This is a genomic window from Enteractinococcus coprophilus, from assembly GCF_006716305.1.
Taxonomy (GTDB): Bacteria; Actinomycetota; Actinomycetes; order Actinomycetales; family Micrococcaceae; genus Yaniella; species Yaniella coprophila.
On the sequence record NZ_VFOU01000003.1, the window covers coordinates 616,231 to 632,880 of the forward strand.

General features: G+C 56.8%; 12 protein-coding genes and 3 tRNA genes. 7 read left to right on the forward strand and 8 right to left on the reverse strand.

All coding sequences use genetic code 11. The annotated features are described in order from the left end of the window. Nucleotides 1-15: 15 nt before the first annotated feature. Nucleotides 16-2,013 (forward strand): acetoacetate--CoA ligase, encoded by a 1,998-nt coding sequence (locus tag FB556_RS10800; protein WP_141867524.1) that lies wholly within the window; start codon nt 16-18, stop codon nt 2,011-2,013. 857 nt (nt 2,014-2,870) lie between these two features. Here FB556_RS10800 and FB556_RS10805 read toward each other — a convergent pair. After that, nucleotides 2,871-3,206: a hypothetical protein gene (locus FB556_RS10805; RefSeq protein WP_141867526.1), complete on the reverse strand. Its 336-nt coding sequence runs from the start codon at nt 3,204-3,206 to the stop codon at nt 2,871-2,873. A 179-nt stretch (nt 3,207-3,385) separates the two neighbouring features. Here FB556_RS10805 and FB556_RS10810 point away from each other — a divergent pair, with 179 nt between their 5' ends. Next, the gene (locus FB556_RS10810) at nt 3,386-4,699 is read left to right on the forward strand and encodes an L-lactate MFS transporter (protein ID WP_246057398.1); all 1,314 of its coding nucleotides are present in this window, start codon (nt 3,386-3,388) and stop codon (nt 4,697-4,699) included. Between the two features lie 9 nt (nt 4,700-4,708). After that, nucleotides 4,709-4,864 carry an MFS transporter small subunit gene (locus FB556_RS13435; RefSeq protein WP_170200419.1) on the forward strand — a complete coding sequence of 52 codons (156 nt, stop codon included), beginning with the start codon at nt 4,709-4,711 and terminating at the stop codon, nt 4,862-4,864. A gap of 183 nt (nt 4,865-5,047) precedes the next feature. On the opposite strand, the gene mgtE is transcribed toward FB556_RS13435, so the two are convergent. From mgtE to FB556_RS10825, 3 genes are all read right to left on the reverse strand, one after another. After that, complete coding sequence (gene mgtE / locus FB556_RS10815) at nt 5,048-6,409, reverse strand: magnesium transporter (RefSeq protein WP_141867530.1); 1,362 nt, start codon at nt 6,407-6,409, stop codon at nt 5,048-5,050. A 169-nt stretch (nt 6,410-6,578) separates the two neighbouring features. After that, a complete protein-coding gene (locus FB556_RS10820; RefSeq protein WP_141867532.1) occupies nt 6,579-7,334 on the reverse strand; it encodes a DUF1345 domain-containing protein in 756 nt (251 codons plus the stop codon). 156 nt (nt 7,335-7,490) lie between these two features. Further along, nucleotides 7,491-9,452 (reverse strand): FAD-dependent monooxygenase, encoded by a 1,962-nt coding sequence (locus FB556_RS10825; RefSeq protein ID WP_141867534.1) that lies wholly within the window; start codon nt 9,450-9,452, stop codon nt 7,491-7,493. 157 nt (nt 9,453-9,609) lie between these two features. Here FB556_RS10825 and FB556_RS10830 point away from each other — a divergent pair, with 157 nt between their 5' ends. Next, the gene (locus tag FB556_RS10830; RefSeq protein ID WP_141867536.1) at nt 9,610-10,281 is read left to right on the forward strand and encodes an IclR family transcriptional regulator; all 672 of its coding nucleotides are present in this window, start codon (nt 9,610-9,612) and stop codon (nt 10,279-10,281) included. A 58-nt stretch (nt 10,282-10,339) separates the two neighbouring features. Here FB556_RS10830 and FB556_RS10835 read toward each other — a convergent pair whose 3' ends face one another. Beyond that, on the reverse strand, nt 10,340-10,969 hold the full coding sequence (locus FB556_RS10835; protein WP_170200448.1) for a PaaI family thioesterase: 630 nt from the start codon (nt 10,967-10,969) through the stop codon (nt 10,340-10,342). Nucleotides 10,970-11,105: 136 nt separating this feature from the next. Between FB556_RS10835 and FB556_RS10840 the strand changes: the two genes are divergently transcribed. Both FB556_RS10840 and FB556_RS13715 read left to right on the forward strand, forming a co-directional pair. Then, on the forward strand, nt 11,106-12,221 hold the full coding sequence (locus FB556_RS10840) for an NAD(P)-dependent alcohol dehydrogenase (protein WP_141867541.1): 1,116 nt from the start codon (nt 11,106-11,108) through the stop codon (nt 12,219-12,221). A gap of 236 nt (nt 12,222-12,457) precedes the next feature. Further along, nucleotides 12,458-14,017, forward strand: a complete 1,560-nt coding sequence (locus FB556_RS13715) for a helix-turn-helix transcriptional regulator (RefSeq protein ID WP_141867543.1) — start codon at nt 12,458-12,460, stop codon at nt 14,015-14,017. Between the two features lie 44 nt (nt 14,018-14,061). Here the strand turns inward: FB556_RS13715 and FB556_RS10850 are convergent. Both FB556_RS10850 and FB556_RS10855 read right to left on the reverse strand, forming a co-directional pair. After that, nucleotides 14,062-14,135, reverse strand: a tRNA-Asp gene (locus FB556_RS10850). A 39-nt stretch (nt 14,136-14,174) separates the two neighbouring features. After that, a tRNA-Glu gene (locus FB556_RS10855) sits at nt 14,175-14,247 on the reverse strand. Between the two features lie 344 nt (nt 14,248-14,591). Between FB556_RS10855 and FB556_RS10860 the strand changes: the two genes are divergently transcribed. Continuing rightward, the gene (locus tag FB556_RS10860) at nt 14,592-16,148 is read left to right on the forward strand and encodes a helix-turn-helix transcriptional regulator (protein ID WP_141867545.1); all 1,557 of its coding nucleotides are present in this window, start codon (nt 14,592-14,594) and stop codon (nt 16,146-16,148) included. 392 nt (nt 16,149-16,540) lie between these two features. Here the strand turns inward: FB556_RS10860 and FB556_RS10865 are convergent. Continuing rightward, nucleotides 16,541-16,613, reverse strand: a tRNA-Phe gene (locus FB556_RS10865). Nucleotides 16,614-16,650: the final 37 nt, after the last annotated feature.

Consider the following 16,650-nt stretch of genomic DNA (forward strand, 5'->3'; position numbering starts at 1 on the left):
CCGAAGGACACCTCGATGACGCACTTGGCGACACCGCCGGTCACCTGGCAGCCCACCAACCCGGCGAACACCCAGATGTTTCGGTTTGCCCACTGGCTCACCGACACCCACGGTGTGGATGTGGGGCCGTTAATTACCGACGACGGCGAGATGGCCCCCGGCCTATTCCGGCGGCTGCACGCCTGGTCGATTCATGAGCTGCCAGTGTTTTGGGATGCGGTGCGCGAATACTTTGGGGTGTTAGGCGATGGCTTCGATACCGCAGCACTGACCAACCCGACCATGCCCGGGGCGGTCTGGTACCCGCAGGCGCGCGTAAATTTAGCCGAAAACGTGCTCGAACGCACCCGGGAATTGGTCGAAGACGATGCGACCGCCCTGGTCAATATCGATGAGAACAACCGCATCCACACCGTATCCTGGCAGCAATTACGCACCCGCGTCCACGGGCTGGCCGAGCAACTGCGCGAACTCGGGGTCCAACCCGGGGATCGGGTCGCGGCCGTGTTGCCGAATAATGCCGAAGCCATCATCGGGCTGTTGGCCAGTGCCACGATCGGTGCGGTGTGGACGATCAACTCACCAGATCTGACCCCCACCGCAACGCTGGCCCGACTGCGCCAGCTGGAACCCGCAGTGTTAATTACCACCGGCGGCTACACGTTCAACGGCAGGCACTTTGACCTGGCCAACTACAACGCCGAACTGCGTGCCGGGCTGCCCAGCGTGGACCACCACCTGGACATCGCAGACTACCGCCAAGCACCGTCCGGCCCAGTCGATTACCTGCGCGGGACCTTTGACCACCCGCTGTGGATCTTGTTCTCCTCCGGGACCACTGGCGATCCCAAAGGCATCGTCCACGGCCACGGCGGCATGCTGCTGGAGTCGCTCAAAGGCCAAGGCTTACACCAGGACATGACGCCCGCCGACCGCTACTATGTTGCCGCCAATACCTCGTGGATGGTCTGGAACACCTTGGTCCAGGCGCTGGCCGTCGGCGCCTCCGTCGTCGTCTACGGCGGCTCCCCCAAAATCAACGGCGCCGCCCGGCAATTTGAAGTCATCGCCGCCACCGACACCACCCGGTTCGCCGTCGGCGCTCCGTATCTCACCATGGTCGAACGCTCCGGGATCATCCCCGCCGAGCGATGGGATCTCACGGGCCTGAAATCCATCCTGTCCACCGCCGCTCCCCTGCCCGAATCCACCTGGCGCTGGGTCCACGAGCACGTCAATCCCGTCGTCCGGCTTGGCTCCGATTCCGGTGGCACCGACATCTGCTCCGGCTTCGTCGGCACCAACCCGCTGGAGCCCATCCACCTGGGCGAGCTACAAGGCCCGATGCTCGGGGTGGCCGCAAAATCCTTTGACGACGACGGCCACGAGGTCTTTAACGAAGTCGGCGAACTCGTTATCACCGAACCGATGCCCTCAATGCCCTTGTATTTATGGAACGACGCCGACGGCGAGCGCTACCGCGACACCTACTTCAACCGGTTCCCCGCAACCGAGGCATTCCCGCACGGGGTGTGGGCGCAGGGTGACTGGGTCATCCAGACCTCGCGGGGCAGCTTTATCGTCGAGGGCCGTTCCGATGCCACGCTCAACCGCCAGGGCGTGCGACTGGGGACCGCAGAAATCTACGCAGCCTTGAGCTACATACCCGAGGTCGAGCAATCCACGGTGATCGGCGTCGAACAACCCGGCGGCGGGTACTGGATGCCACTATTCGTCCAACTGGCTGAAGGTACTGAACTGACCGACGAACTGCAGGACCGCATCGCAGACACAATTCGCACGCAAGCATCAATGCGTCACGTGCCCGATGAAATCATCTCGATGGCCGATATCCCGGTCACCCACAGTGGTAAACGCATCGAAGTCCCGCTGAAGAAACTGTTCATCCGGGGCACGGCTGATGTGGTGAACCAGGACGCAATCGCCAACCCTGCGTCGCTGACGGAATTCGTGCAATTAGCTCAGCGTCGCGCCATTGGAGCGCCGGAATAGTTAAAAGACTGAGGCCCCGGAGTTGCTCCGGGGCCTCACGCTCTCACTCACACCTTGAAGAGGTAATACCTACTCTAAGAAGACTTGCTGACCGCAGGCTTGAGTTTCACTCAAATTCTCAAGTGAAACAGCTGGGAATTCCCTCACAGCGACTGCGAGCGCCACGCCATATGCCAACTCGGCGCCCCTGAGGGGTCTGTTCATGGCTGAGGCCCCGGGACTGGAACCCGGGGCCTCAACACTCTCATCACTCACACCTCGAAGAGGGTAATACCCACTCTAAGAAACGTTCCTGGCGGCAAGCTTGCGTTCCGCTCAAATTCACGCATGAACGCCCTGAGAAAATGCTGGGTATGGCAAATTCGGCGCAGGCGACGTCGCGCATCTCACTGGTCTCTACAGCAGACCAACAATTCCCGATGATGACTCATTTACGCAAACCCAGACTCAGTCCCTGATTATCGACTTCAAGCAGAACTGCCGAATACAAATATCGACCAACTCGCCCAGCAGGTCAACCGCTGGATCGGCAATGACGTTCGGCCTCTGGTGTATTTCGAGTCCGAAGTTAAACCAGCACCCATATTCGATTCAATTCTGCGAGAGGGCCTCCCGATTTCAGGCAATCCGAACTGGTTGCGGGCGCATCTACAAAGAAGAAAGTAGTTCGCATGACAGCAACACGTGGTGGCGTGACCATCTCGCGGATGAATCCTGCGACTGACTCTCAACCGAAAGCTCAAAAATGACGGAAGGCCCCGGGACTGGAACCCGGAGCCTCACGTCTTCATCACTCACACCTTGAAGAGGTAGTCCCTACTCTAAGAAACGTTCCTGACGACCAGCTTGCGTTCCGCTCAAAATCCCGCATGAACAATCTGAGAAAAGTCTGCGAGCGCGGAGGCTCTCAAGGTTTTGCGTCGACGTCTGCGATCACGGGCTGGCGTAGAGTGTGCGAAGTTTATCGGGCGAACGTCGCCCAGTCGCGCTGGAGGGTTCTTGGCCCCGGCTTGAGGCGGTGCGTTCTCGAAGACTTCGGTGGCCTTCCATTCTGGAGCCATGATCATCATGGTCCATTGCCACTTGGATTTATCGCGCCTGCTGATAAATTTCATCTCGTAGGCCACCGGGTATAACGCCTCTAGCGTCTGAGCATACTCCGGTGAGGTGTTCGGATCGCGGGAAAACATCAATGGCCATGTGTCTTATGGCGCCGTTTTACGTCATGACAGTACAGCTAAGTCGTCTTATAACTGTTGACACCAAATTATGCGTCTCATAGGCTCAGCTTGAATTTATGATGTAATCTTATTGACTTTCATACTCACAACGAGAGGACGCTACGACCAGCGTATTAGATAAGTCCGCAATAGTGGCGCCTAGAACGTTCAACCGGTGGTTTATCCCTGCCGCTGGGTTGGCCATCCACTTATGTATCGGTCAGGTCTATGCATTTAGTGTCTTCAAAATCCCGCTGATGTCACGTTTCGACGTTGGTGAGGTCTCGGTCGGTTGGATCTTCTCGGTGGCTATTGCCATGCTGGGCCTGTCGGCAGCATTTGGTGGCACCTGGGTCGAAAAAGCCGGTCCTCGAAAGTCGATGATCGTCGCCGGAACGGCATGGGTGCTGGGCTTCTTTATCGCTGCGGTTGGCATTGCGACGGGTCAGCTGTGGATGGTTTACTTCGGATACGGCTTTATTGGCGGCATCGGATTAGGGATTGGGTATATTTCGCCGGTTTCTACACTGATGAAATGGTTCCCCGACCGGCCCGGTCTGGCAACTGGGCTTGCCATCATGGGCTTTGGTGGCGGTGCGCTGATCGCAAGCCCGATGTCCAGCTCCCTCATGGCGCTGTTCGGGGGCGGCACCGAAACCGAAAACCTTGCCGCCGGCCTCGTCCCAACCTTCATCACACTGGCCATTAGCTATGCCTTTATTATTGCCGCCGGCGCCTATGTCATCCGCCTGCCCCACCCGGACTGGAAACCAGAGGGCTGGGACCCCTCGACTGTCGATGCAGCCCCGATGCAGACCAAACTCAACGTCTCAGCGAACCAGGCGCTGAAAACCCCGCAGTTCTGGTTTTTGTGGATCATCCTGTTTACTAACGTCACCGCCGGTATTGGGATTTTGGAAAACGCTGCCCCGATGATCCAGGACTACTTCCCCGGCGTCACCGCCGCAGCAGCCGCCGGGTTCGTTGGCATCCTGTCGCTAGCCAACATGGCCGGTCGCTTCGTCTGGTCCACCACCTCGGACTACATCGGCCGCAAGAACATCTACCTGGTCTACCTGGGCGTCGGTGTGCTGCTGTACCTTGTCCTGGCATTCTTTGGTGGCGGATCGTTGATCCTGTTCATCCTCGCAGCGGTCTTCATCCTGTCGTTCTACGGCGGTGGCTTCTCCACCATTCCGGCCTATCTAAAAGACATGTTCGGCTACTACCAGGTCGGCGCAATCCACGGTCGCCTCCTCACCGCCTGGGCGGCAGCCGGTATCGCCGGACCGCTAATCGTCAACAGCGTGGTCGAATCTCAGGCCAAGGCTGGTGCCGCAGGCCCCGACCTGTACACGGTGTCCATGTTCATCATGGTCGGCCTACTGGCCGTCGGGTTGCTCGCGAACATTCTGATGCGCCCAGTCGCCGAAAAACATACCATCGAATACGACCTGCACCACTAGGAGTACACCATGAGCAGCTCACAGCACTTTCTTGACACCGTCACCGACGAAGTCACCCAAACCTACCGAACCATCGCCGTCATCCTGGCGTTGATCGTGATCATGGGCCTGGGCTACGGACTGGTCGACACCGCAATTAAAGCCGCCGCGTTATTCACCGAGTAGACAACGTCACCACTGGATAGACCGTGCCGTAGCCGCGCCTAAGAGCATCTTGAGCGGTCAGTCGATGCTAAGAACCTACGGCAAGAGCGTAAGCTGGCAGGTCAACCTGTTTGGTCGGTGGTGGGGCTGACAGCTGCCCTTGATGATTTTGCCAAACGCGCAGGAAACCGCCTCCTGTGCTGACTATGAGATTTCGGGCAGCACGGCTTGGGCGATCAAGAAGTAGATCACCAGGCCGGTGGCATCGACGAACGTGGTGATAAACGGGTTAGAAAACACGGCCGGATCGACTTTCACCAGTTTGGCAATCAGTGGCATGATGCCGCCGATGCTCGCGGCAACAGTGCAGACCGCCAGCAGGGTCAGGCCGATGACCAGGCCGACGTCGAAATCATAAAAGAACCCGGTAATGCCAAAACCCAGCATGCCCAGTGTGAGGCCCAATAAGAATCCGGTACGCACCTCTCGGGTGAGGACACGGAAAATATCACGCGGTTGCAGGTGATCCAGTGCAATGGCACGCGTGACCGTTGTGGCCGCCTGGTTGCCGGTGTTACCACCGGTACCAATCAGCAGCGGTACAAAGAGTGCCAGCACCGTGACCTGTGCCAGCGCATCCTCGAAGATCTCCAGCACCTGCACGGTCAACGTGGCACCGACAGCTAAGACCAGCAACCAGACGATCCGGCTGCGGAATAACCGCATGACCGGCGTGGCCAAATACGGGCGGCGGATCGGTTCGACACCACCCTGCCGCGAGACATCTTCGCTTTCTTCGTATTCTAGAATCCGCACGGCGTCATCCAGGGTGAAAATCCCAACCAGACGATGTTCGTGATCCACAATCGATACCGCAAAAGCGCCACGTCTGGCAGTGCGTCGGGCGACTTCTTCGGCGTCCTCGGTGGCCTCGGCGGTGTGCGTGGGTCGCATGAGTGCTTCGATTGTGGTTTCGTCGTCATGACTCATCAGGTGCCGCAGTCGCACTTCGCCAATGACTTTTCGCCCGTCGTCGACCACCGGCAGATAATAGATCGATTCCGCGCTGCCCAGATCATTGCGGACCCGCTGCATCGCCTCGGCTACGGTGAGCCAGGGGTATAACTGGATGAATCGCGGGCTCATACGCCGTCCGATGGCATCTTCCGGGTACCCCAGCAATGCTGCGGTTTCGTCGCGCTCCTCGACATCTAAACCCTGCATGAGCTTTGTGGCCACAGTTGCGGGCAGTTCATCAAGGAGCCAGACGCGATCATCCGGGTTTAGACCCAAGAAGATCTCGGCGGTGTCGTGTTCTTGTAGGGCATTGAGCAGGTCACTTTGGGAGGCCGGCGATAAGGATTCGAAAACTTTCAACGCCAGGCCCTTATCCAGCAGACGGTAGACGATGGCGCGTCGTCGTTTGTTCAACCGTCCCAGCAGATAGGTCACCTCTGAAACTGACAAACCATTGAGTTGTTCGGCGACTTCGGCGAAATCTTCTTCCGAAGACTCCTTGGAAATGCGTGCAATCTCTTGATGCAACTGTTGGCCAGATCGGACCATGGTGAGCCTCTTTCGTGTTCAAGCGCGGTTCACCGCGAGCCTGGGTCGCTGCGGTACCTGCTTTACGGTAGCAGTGTCGGCGGCATCTGAGATGCCTCCATGGTCGCGGGAGCCACGATAGTGTGAAACTAACCCGGTTGCCCCATCCGGAGTGTGCCGTGGTGCGCGCCTAGGTTGAGAGCATAAGAGTCGCCAGTGAAGCAATGACCATCGAGTTGAACGCGAAACTCACTAACGCGTGCCAGCGGACCGTGGTGCGGACACGGCGGCCTTGTAATGTCGCATCGGCCGGGCCAAGCATCGTCGAGATGCCCAAAGCCAGCGAGAAATAGTCGCCCCAGACGGCATCTGTTGTCCCGGCAAATTGGATGGCCACACCGTCAGAATCTTGGGCTTGGACACGTGCATAGGCCAGTGTCTGGGTGACGACCACAGCCACCCAGTTACTGAACGAGACGAGCAAGGCGATTACTTTCATCATGAATTCGCCCCGAAAATCTGGGACCGTCATGACCACCACGGTAAAGACCAGCGCCAGCAAACACATTTGCAGTGAGATGGACATGGTCCCGTCTGAACGGATGACAGCCGTGGAGAGTTTGCGTGGTTCACTAACACCACGCGAGGTGGTCCGCAGTTTCTCATGGAACGGTTCCGAGGCTAACCGGGAAAACCACCAGACCGTGACCACACAGTAGAACACCGTGTAGATGAACCAGTACACGCCTATGTAAATGAGTACAAATAGCGGATCGATGCCGTCGGAGGGCAACAGGCTGGGAAACCGATCGATAACCATCGTGTTGAGCGGGAAGCTCACCGGAAGGAAAACCAGTAATGAAAACAAGGCCACCAGGCTGATGCGACCGTTATCCGAATCCATGGCCCGCTGCGCCCAGGTATGGATTGTGGTTCGCACGCTCATGCTGTCTACGATACTTACTTCCCCGGTGCCATCATGCTGTACGACGTCGCTGATGCGGCGGCGTCATAAACGCCAAGCGGTGCGGCACCCACAGGCTATGTGGGTGCCGCACCGCGATGGCCTTCAGGCGCTGATAACCATCAGGAAGCCAAGGGATTAGTCTTCAACGTGGATGGCCAGGCTGGCGCGATCGGCGATTTCTAAATCGCTGATGTATTCGGCCGGGCCGGTTGGTGCTGGTTCGATCATGTTCCCGGCAAAGAATTCCACGAGCTCTTCGCGCGCATCCAGCGGCACAACACCGGCGACGTATTGATCAGGGCGCACGATGACGATTGCGCCGTCTGTGCTGATGTCACGATCCCGGAAGATATCGCGGCCGTGACCGGCAGCAAAGATCTGGTTGATGTCGATCAGACCGTAGGGTACCTTGACCGGTTTGAACGCAGCAGGCACATCGTATGGTTCAACTTCGGTGTAATCCTGCTGGTAGACCACCTTGGTGTCAAAGATCGCATCGGTATCACCGTTGCCCGGGGTGTAGCGAACGCGTGGTGATGCTGGATCTTCTTGCCACCACTTGGCAAACTCAGCGGTTGGGGTGCCTTCCAATGCAGGAGCCGCCGAGTCGGCGAAAACGTAGACCCGCCAGCGGCCATCGGCCTCGTGGAAGTGGCCCAGGTGACGCCAGCGGTTATCCGAGCGACGGATGACTTCAGCAGATTTGAAGCGTTTGCCCACTGGGAACCCGGCCGCCAGCTCCTGGTGTTCGGTACCCATGGTGATCTGGTTTGTGGTGTATTCGGTCATAAACCCGGCAGGGAATTCGAACGTCTTGGTGTAGAACTCCTCGACCACTGTGGCATCATCGCCCTGGGTGGCCATAATGCTGGACCATTCCTTATCAAAATTGATCAGGTCGTGGGCGACCACTTCACGTTCTTGGGCATAAGTGTGCAGCAGGCTGGCAGGAGCGCGCCCGTCTAAGACCATGCCGAGCTTCCACCCGAGGTTGAACCCGTCTTGCATGGACACGTTCATCCCCTGCCCGGCCTTTGCCGAGTGGGTGTGGCAGGCATCGCCCATAATAAAAGCGTGCGGGGTGCGCGAGTCGCGTTCGCCCTCTGGGACATCGTCAAAACCGGTGGCAACTCGGTGGGCAACCTCATAGACCGACCACCAGGCAACAGATTTCACGTCCAAGGTATAGGGGTGCAGCACCGCATTGGCGGTCGCGATAATGTCCTGGACCGGCGTCGAGCGGATGGTTTTGGCATTGGCATCGGTCACTTCGCCCAAATCAACATACATGCGCACCAGGTAACCACCCTCGCGCGGGATCAGCAGGATGTTGCCCTTGTCGTGCGATTGGATTGAGCACTTGAGCTGAATATCGGGGAAATCGGTGTTGGACATGACGTCAATGACGCCCCAGGCGTGCATCGAGGCGTCACCCTCCAGGCGGTGGCCCAGAGCTTTGCGAACGGTTGAACGAGCGCCGTCGCCGCCAACCAGGTACTTGGCTTTGACCGTGCGCTCTTGACCTTCGCGCTCACCGGCGACGTAGCGGATGGTTGCGGTGACCGGGTACTCAGCGTCCGGATCAATCTGCGCGGTCACAAATTCGACACCGTAGTCGGGGGTCGCTCGACCGGGTGCGCGTTCGGCGTCGCGCAAGAAGTAGTCCAAAATGCGCGACTGGTTCACGTAGATGTGGGGGAATTCGGAGATCCCGGTGGCATCATCGGGGCTGCGCGAGGAACGCACAATATTGGCAGGGTTTTCTGGATCTGGTGCCCAAAACGCCATTTCCACGTTGCGGTAAGACTCCTGAATCACTTCTTCAGCGAAGCCAAAAGCCTGGAAAGTCTCAACCGAGCGGGCCTGAATACCGTCGGCCTGACCGACGGCCAGGCGCCCGGGACGTTTTTCAATTGCACGCACATTCACCGAGGGGAAACGCGATAGCTGTGCCAGCACGACGGCTGCGGCGGGCCCGGTACCCACAATGAGGACATCCATTTCGTCTGGAATCTCAGCCGAGCGGTCGATGCCGAACCCGGCGGCGGGTTTGATACGCGGGTCGTGTGAGTCATAACCCCGATAGTGAAACTGCATGGAGCACCTTCCTTGTGAACACTGGCGCGGCCTCTTGCCGCCCTAGACGGGCTTGCACCCAACCCCCAGAGTCTCTATAGTTGAGACACAATTCTATATATAGATACAAGAATAACCCTGTGACGTCGAACGCGCAACATTTTTTGAGGATGACATCATGACCAGCACTGCCAAACAGGCTACGGGTGGTTCCCAAACCCTGGCCCGCGGCCTGCACGCCCTGGCGCTAATCGGTGAATCGAATACCCCTTTAACGGTCCCAGAAGTTGCCGAACGCCTGGGCATTCACCGTTCGATGGCCTATCGGTTAGTGCGGACCTTAGAAGACTTTGGTTTTGTTGAACGCGATCCCACCGGTCGTCTTGAAATTGGGGTGCGCATGGCCACCCTGACCCGCAGCATCGCCCGCGACCTACAGGCCGCTGCCAATCCAGAACTCGTCGCTTTAGCCAACGCGCTGGGTATGACCGCCTTTATTGTGGCCTACGACGGCGAAGAAGCCGTCACCCTGCTGGCGGTGGAACCTCAGCACACTGTCACCACGGTTGCCCAACGCCCAGGCAGCCGCCACCCGATTGATCACGGCGCCCCTGGCCGGGTGATCCAGTCCCAGCTAAAACCCGAGGAATTCCCAGCCAAACGCTATGAATTCAGTCAGGATGAAGTCTTCACTGGGCTGTCTTCTGTGGCAGTGCCCCTGCGCACCGCCGACGAGCGCCCAGCGTCGCTAGCGATTTTGTATGTCATGAGTGAGCTTGCCGTCGACGACGTCGCGGACAAACTTCTCGAGTCAGCTCGCCGTATCGAAAGCTTACTGGCCACCCACTAGGCATCAGACACAATTGCCAGCAGGTCGACTTGGGTCAGCGCACCATCGTGCCCTCCCCCTAGTGCTGACCCTGTCGCACCGCAACAAAGAGCGCATCAGCTTCGGCACACAGCGTCTGGCCGTGCAGCAACTGCGCGACAATGAATCGTTTGCGCCCCTCGATCGACTCAACGCGGGCGTGCAGCTCAAGACGCTGCTCTACCGGAGCAACATGACGATACTGCGTATTCAAATAGGCCGTACGGCATGGGATACCTTGCAGACCGGCGGCCATACGGCCCATCAAGGTGTCAAAAATCAGCGAGACCACCCCACCGTGCATCGCCTGGTTCATACCCATGGCAAACTGACCTGGGACAAAGTGGGCGTGCAGTGCGTCGTCGTCAAAATGATCCACCACTAACGGCGGCAATAATGCCTGCGACTCCCCACTTCCGAAATCTCCGAGCGCATAGAGCCGTTCATGCTCGGGCACCGCGGAAGAGGCCAGCAGCTCGATGAGCTCAGCCAGTTTGGCCTGAATCTGACGCGCCTGCGCCGTCTCCGGATTGGCCGCTACCAAGGTGTCCTGAAACACCCCGACCTGAGCCATCATGTCCAGGTAAGCTGCCGCCTGCTCGGTGTGCGGAAACGGACGACGACGATGCTCGGTCATCTCAATGGCATCCATGCGCTGCGATGTGGTCATGGCACCAGGGTAACAAGCAATACCAGACATTGAGCTTGGATACAGATTTCGTCACTACGATATTGACCGTAGTGTCATGAAATCTTTCAAAAGATACCAATTGATATCTGCACCGCTTCAGGATGAGGAGTCCAACATGAAAATTGATGCCTACGTCGTCGAACAAATCAATGCGCCATTTGTTCGTGAAACTTTAGAACTTGATGAACCGGGTCCTGGCGAAGTCCTCGTCAAAATCAAGGCTGTTGGCGTCTGCCACACCGACCTGAATACCCAATCCGGCGACATGCCCCTACCTTTACCGGGAGTGTTTGGCCACGAAGGTGCCGGCATCGTCGAAAAGATCGGGGCGGGCGTCACAGAAGTCGAGGTTGGCGACCACGTCATTCTTGGCTGGGCCTACTGCGGCACGTGTCGCAACTGCCGCCGCGGCCAACATCGCTACTGTGAGCGCACCGGCGAAGCACTCTTAGGCGGCCACCGTCTCATCGGACCAAAAGCCGGAGAGTCAGCCTACCGCCGGGAGGATGGCACCCCCATTTCAGGCCATTTCTTTGGTCAATCGTCCTTTGCGAATTACTCATTGACCTTTGCTTCGATGGTCGTCAAGGTGGACAAAGACATCCCCTTTGAACTGCTCGGCCCATTGGCTTGCGGTGTCACCACGGGTGCTGGCGCGGTGTTCAATGCGGCCAACCCGAAACCGGGCGACTCGATTGTTGTTTATGGAACAGGATCCGTCGGGTTGGCAGCGATTATGGCGGCCACGAACACTCCGGCCAATGAGATCATTGCTGTGGATCTGCACGCCTCTCGCCTTGAGGTCGCCAAAGAGCTCGGTGCAACCCACGTCATCAATTCCAGCTCCACCGACGCGCCCGCCGAAATCCAGCGGATCCTAGGTCGCCCAGCGGATTTTGCGATCGATTGCACCGGTGTCATCGCGGTGATTGAAGAGGCCGCCGACATCGTTGGCATGCTCGGCACGCTCATCTTGGTTGGTGGGGCGCCTGCTGAAGCTCGCTTCTCCTTAGACCACCTGCGGACCCTGTGGGGCAAGCGGATAGTGGGCACTTTAGGTGGGTCTGGCAACTCCCAGGACCTAATGCCAGCCCTGCTAGGTCTGTATAAGCAAGGACGCTTCCCCATCGATCGCCTGGTCACAACCTACGATTTCGCCGAGCTCGATACGGCCATTGCCGAGGCCACTTCCGGCTCTACAATTAAAGCCGTGCTCACGCTCAACGACTAAACCATGAGCCCTCGAGAAGCGCTCGCGGTGCTTTACGACGGACGTGAATAAGACGAAAGACCAGCTGCCGCCACACATTCAAGCTGTAGTTTCTTATATCTCTAACGCTCCTGCACGTCACAAGAAATTTATTTCTAATCTGAAACACTATACGAACTCTTCGCCGCTCAGTAGGATAAACACCACGAGAGGTTTTCGCAGCCAAACAGGCTACTGTTAGTGCGATGATGTGAAATATGCAAGACGCAGATAACGTTGTTCCTGATGAGAGCGAGCATGATCCCATAGACGGGCTCGCCCAGTTCGTCCAGCGAGTGGAACAAGCACTTGCTCAACAGGACTATGCCCTTGCAACATCCCTTATTGAAGGAAACTTCGCAGCGACTTGGTTTGGTTTTGCACGGGAGCGAGCCGCCGAAATTCTTGAACTCCTGGCATATAAAGTCGGGGACGCGGCACCCCTAACCAACGCTGCTTACAAGATTCTTGTGGCGTCGCATGCCGGGCACACAAACACCCAAGCCCTGCAGGCCACGTTCGATGAAAATGACCCGAAGCAGATGTTTGCCGTGGCGATGTTTCGGATGAGCGATTACCGGATACACGGGATGACTGATCGAGCCCTTGAACAAGCAGATATGCTCGAGAATTACCTGAGCAAAATGCATCCGACCCTCAACGCTCGGGATGGTTTACTTTCACAAACTCCGGTGCAGATCGGCATTACCGCTACCCTGGCCGGAGATTTTTCACGTGCTCTGACATCATTGATGCAGGCACAACTGCGGCCTGCTAACTCATATTTTGTTTTTTTAGAACGCGAAGCACTTGTACAATCGGCCTTGATTCACGCCACATTTGGTAATGCTGCCACAGCAAGCGGTCTGTTGACTCGAGCTACACAGGTTCCACGCACCTCCAGCTGGGTGGAACAACGCATCGATGTCCAAGCAGATTTTGCTGACATTCTGTTGGATCAGGGCGCCGTCGAAGATGCCATCGACCGGTTTGAACTCATTAGCTTGCATGATGTAGGAGAGACGTGGCCATTTTATGTCGTGGTCCTCCATCGTCTACTCGAAGCCGCTGGCTACCATGATGAGCTGGAACATCGTCTGGAGATGCTTGATTCGCTACCATTAGCGAGAAAAGACGGGGAAGGCTTCACCGGCAGCGTGCTTCCACTAAAACGTGCACTCGTAGCACTCAGTGTTGGGCGAGGATCTGAGGCGGTACGTCTCCTGGAGCGCGCTGATCATTCGCTGACTTATACGAAGCTTGTGCGCGCGGCAACCGATATTTATGTGGGGCGTTTGCATCATGCGCTGGAACAGATTAAGGGCTTGCAGAACGCAACGCGTGGCTTCCGGCTGTTGGAGCTTCGAAGACTTTCTGTGCTGGCAGCCGGCCACTATATGTTGGGCAATACTCAAGACAGTATCCGTGCACTGGATCTCGCAGCTCATATGCCACGGGGGCTGAACGCGCATGAGAAGTTACTCTTTGGCCCCGAAATTCAAGAGTTTGCTGAAAAACATGTGCCATTGTGGCCGAATGAATCCAGCGGCAACGCGATCTTCTTACCACGGCTACCAAAACGCGGACACTCTCTAACCGACAGAGAAATTGAAATCCTAGAACACCTGACCTTGGGGCTCACCAGGACAGAGATTGCTGAGCAACTCTTCGTCAGCCTAAGCACAATCAAAACTCAGCTGCAATCGATCTACAGAAAACTTGGAGTATCTTCGGCAGCAGATGCGGTGATTGAGGGCGAACGTCGCGGCATCATCTGACTGACCAAGTCAGGCAAACAGTGCTCCCCACCGGCTTTTAATTGCGACCCTGACGGGACTTGAACCCGCGACCTCCGCCGTGACAGGGCGGCGCGCTAACCAACTGCGCTACAGGGCCATGAGAACCATGACAGCCCTCAAAGCCATTACTGACTTGTACCCCCAACGGGATTCGAACCCGTGCCGCCGCCGTGAAAGGGCGGTGTCCTAGGCCACTAGACGATGGGGGCCTGCCTAACTGCCGCTGGGCGGAGTTAGAACCACAATCATAAAGGTAATAGATGCCAATAATCAAATCATGGCGATGAGTGTTCTTTCGCCGCTCCTAGGGCCACTATCTGTTAGTGCATCCAGTGTTGCATGAACTTCTCTAGGCTTCAGTGTGCACCGTCCAAAAAACCTTTCGGTGGACCTTCGTCTGGACGAGTGATGCAAGGTGAAGCAAATGTATGGGACTCTCAGCAATAACCCGACTTATGACCTTCGGGACACGCACCTACCACGACGTTAGCTACTCGCTAGTATTATCTTGAAGTATCTACACAATGAAGTACGTGAAGAAGAGGGAGGCGTGGTGTCTGATTTGACACGACAAAACCCACATGCCAACACCTCTGCTGCTGATGCACTCGAACTTCTTGCGGATGAAATCGAGCTGAAGCTTGCTAACGAAGACTATGACGCAGCAACTGAAGCTATCAACCGGGACCTCGCCGCGTCCTGGTTTGCTCTACGTCCCTGGCGAGCTATCGAGATCATCCAACTCCTCGGATCAAAGTCCTCTTCGCCCCCGCCCTTGATGAAAGCAGCGCGCAAAGTGCTGGTTGAAGATACTCGAGGAACGATCAGCCCATCTTCAGTATGGTCAGACATCACGATGAGCGACTCGCGTGAGATCTTTCTCTTATGTGTCTTGCGGGTAGCTGACCTTCGGCTCAAAGGTCGAACACGGGAGGCTTTGCAGCAGAGCCTCGAAATGGAAAAATATCTGGGCTTAATGCAACCGCTCCTTGATTCCTATCACGGATGGGCTCTCAATACTGCTGTACAAATCGGGATTTCTGCGATGTTGGCCGGCGATTTCACGCTGGCTTTAACAAGTTTTACTCGGGCCCAAATGCATGTTCCCATCCCCAAGTATGCATTTCTCACTCGGGACGCTCTCGTGAAGTCTGCGCTCATTCACGCGTGTTTTGGGAACTCAATGACAGCCAGATCGCTGATACATCGCGCGGACAGTGTGCCGCGAACTTCTAGTTGGGTTGAAGCTCATATTGATGCGCACCGGGATTTCGCCGAAGTGCTTGTCACATTTGATACCTACGAGCAAGCTCTGGAACGCCTGGATTCAATCAGCCTGCATGATATTGGCGACATGTGGCCATTTTATGTCCTTGCTGTGCACCGAATTTTGGAGGGCGGTGGCTATCACGACCAGCTAAAACACCGCCTCGAGATGTTCGATACCATGCCGCTGCTTCGCATCGATGGGGATGGGTTTCTCGGTAGCATTATCCCGTTAAAGCGCGCCACGATTGCTATGCAGGCTGGTCGGGGAACAGAGGCACAGGGATTCTTAGATCGCGCAGACCAGTCCCTGGCCTTCACCCGCCTGTTTCAGGCGGCGGCCAATATTCATGTAGGCCGAACTCAACAAGCCATCCAACAAGTCTCGCGTCTGCGGGTCGATACCCGCGGCTTTCGCCTCATGGAAGTTCGCAGGTTAGCGATTCTGGCGGCTGCCCAATATCAGTCGGATGAGCACGAGGGATGCATAGCTACCCTCAAACGCGCTGCACAGATGCCACGAGGTTTAACACCGACCGAAGTTCAACTGTTTAGCACCGAAACCCGCGAAATAGCCACGAAGCACGTTCCGAACTGGCCCATCGATAATGACGGCCCCTCCGTATTTCTTACTGGTCTTCCCAAACCTGGGCTGGGCCTGACAGATCGCGAAGTCGAGATCATCCAGTACCTTGCAGATGGTTATACCCGCGCAAAAATGGCAGAAGCGATGTTCATTTCAGTGAACACGCTCAAAACACACCTAAAATCGATCTATAAGAAGCTCGAAGTGTCTAGTGCCGAAGAAGCGGTCGTGGGAGCCCAGCGACGGGGCCTCCTCTAGTTCGATTCGGGCGTGAGCCATTGTGCTAGATGAGTCAGCATCCTCCGCGCTACGTCATGTGCAGCAGATCAGTCGAAAATACGGTGCAACCATGCCTGCCACGCAGCTGCTTCGACACCCCTGCTGCGTTGTTCATTGAAACATCTCATTTTTGGGACCATAGAGATAATTCCGTCGGTGTGCGGACGACGAAATGAGAAGGCTGCTCCTCAATGACCCGGGCTTGTCCCGATTCGGCATACGGATCTGGCGACCAACCGACCTGGCCTTCACGCGTCGCGACCGCTAACCAAACCTGCTCGGGAGCTATAGCTACACTAAAGGAAACACCGGGAAATGGCGTCAGAAAAATAAAAGAACCCCCGCGATGTAGAAGCTACGCGAGGGTTCAGTGGTCCCGACCGGCGTCGATCCGGTGACCTTTCGATTTTCAGTCGAACGCTCTACCAACTGAGCTACAGGACCAAAACTATTTTCAGTTTGTCTGGGAAAAAGAGCCCGT

Excerpts from the sequence above, each read along its gene's own strand:
- FB556_RS13715 (WP_141867543.1), top strand. The coding sequence starts at position 12,458 with ATGCAAGACGCAGATAACGTTGTTCCTGATGAGAGCGAGCATGATCCC.
- FB556_RS10835 (WP_170200448.1), bottom strand. The coding sequence starts at position 10,969 with ATGACCACATCGCAGCGCATGGATGCCATTGAGATGACCGAGCATCGT.
- FB556_RS10800 (WP_141867524.1), top strand. The coding sequence starts at position 16 with ATGACGCACTTGGCGACACCGCCGGTCACCTGGCAGCCCACCAACCCG.
- FB556_RS13435 (WP_170200419.1), top strand. The coding sequence starts at position 4,709 with ATGAGCAGCTCACAGCACTTTCTTGACACCGTCACCGACGAAGTCACC.
- FB556_RS10820 (WP_141867532.1), bottom strand. The coding sequence starts at position 7,334 with ATGAGCGTGCGAACCACAATCCATACCTGGGCGCAGCGGGCCATGGAT.
- FB556_RS10825 (WP_141867534.1), bottom strand. The coding sequence starts at position 9,452 with ATGCAGTTTCACTATCGGGGTTATGACTCACACGACCCGCGTATCAAA.
- FB556_RS10840 (WP_141867541.1), top strand. The coding sequence starts at position 11,106 with ATGAAAATTGATGCCTACGTCGTCGAACAAATCAATGCGCCATTTGTT.
- mgtE (WP_141867530.1), bottom strand. The coding sequence starts at position 6,409 with ATGGTCCGATCTGGCCAACAGTTGCATCAAGAGATTGCACGCATTTCC.
- FB556_RS10830 (WP_141867536.1), top strand. The coding sequence starts at position 9,610 with ATGACCAGCACTGCCAAACAGGCTACGGGTGGTTCCCAAACCCTGGCC.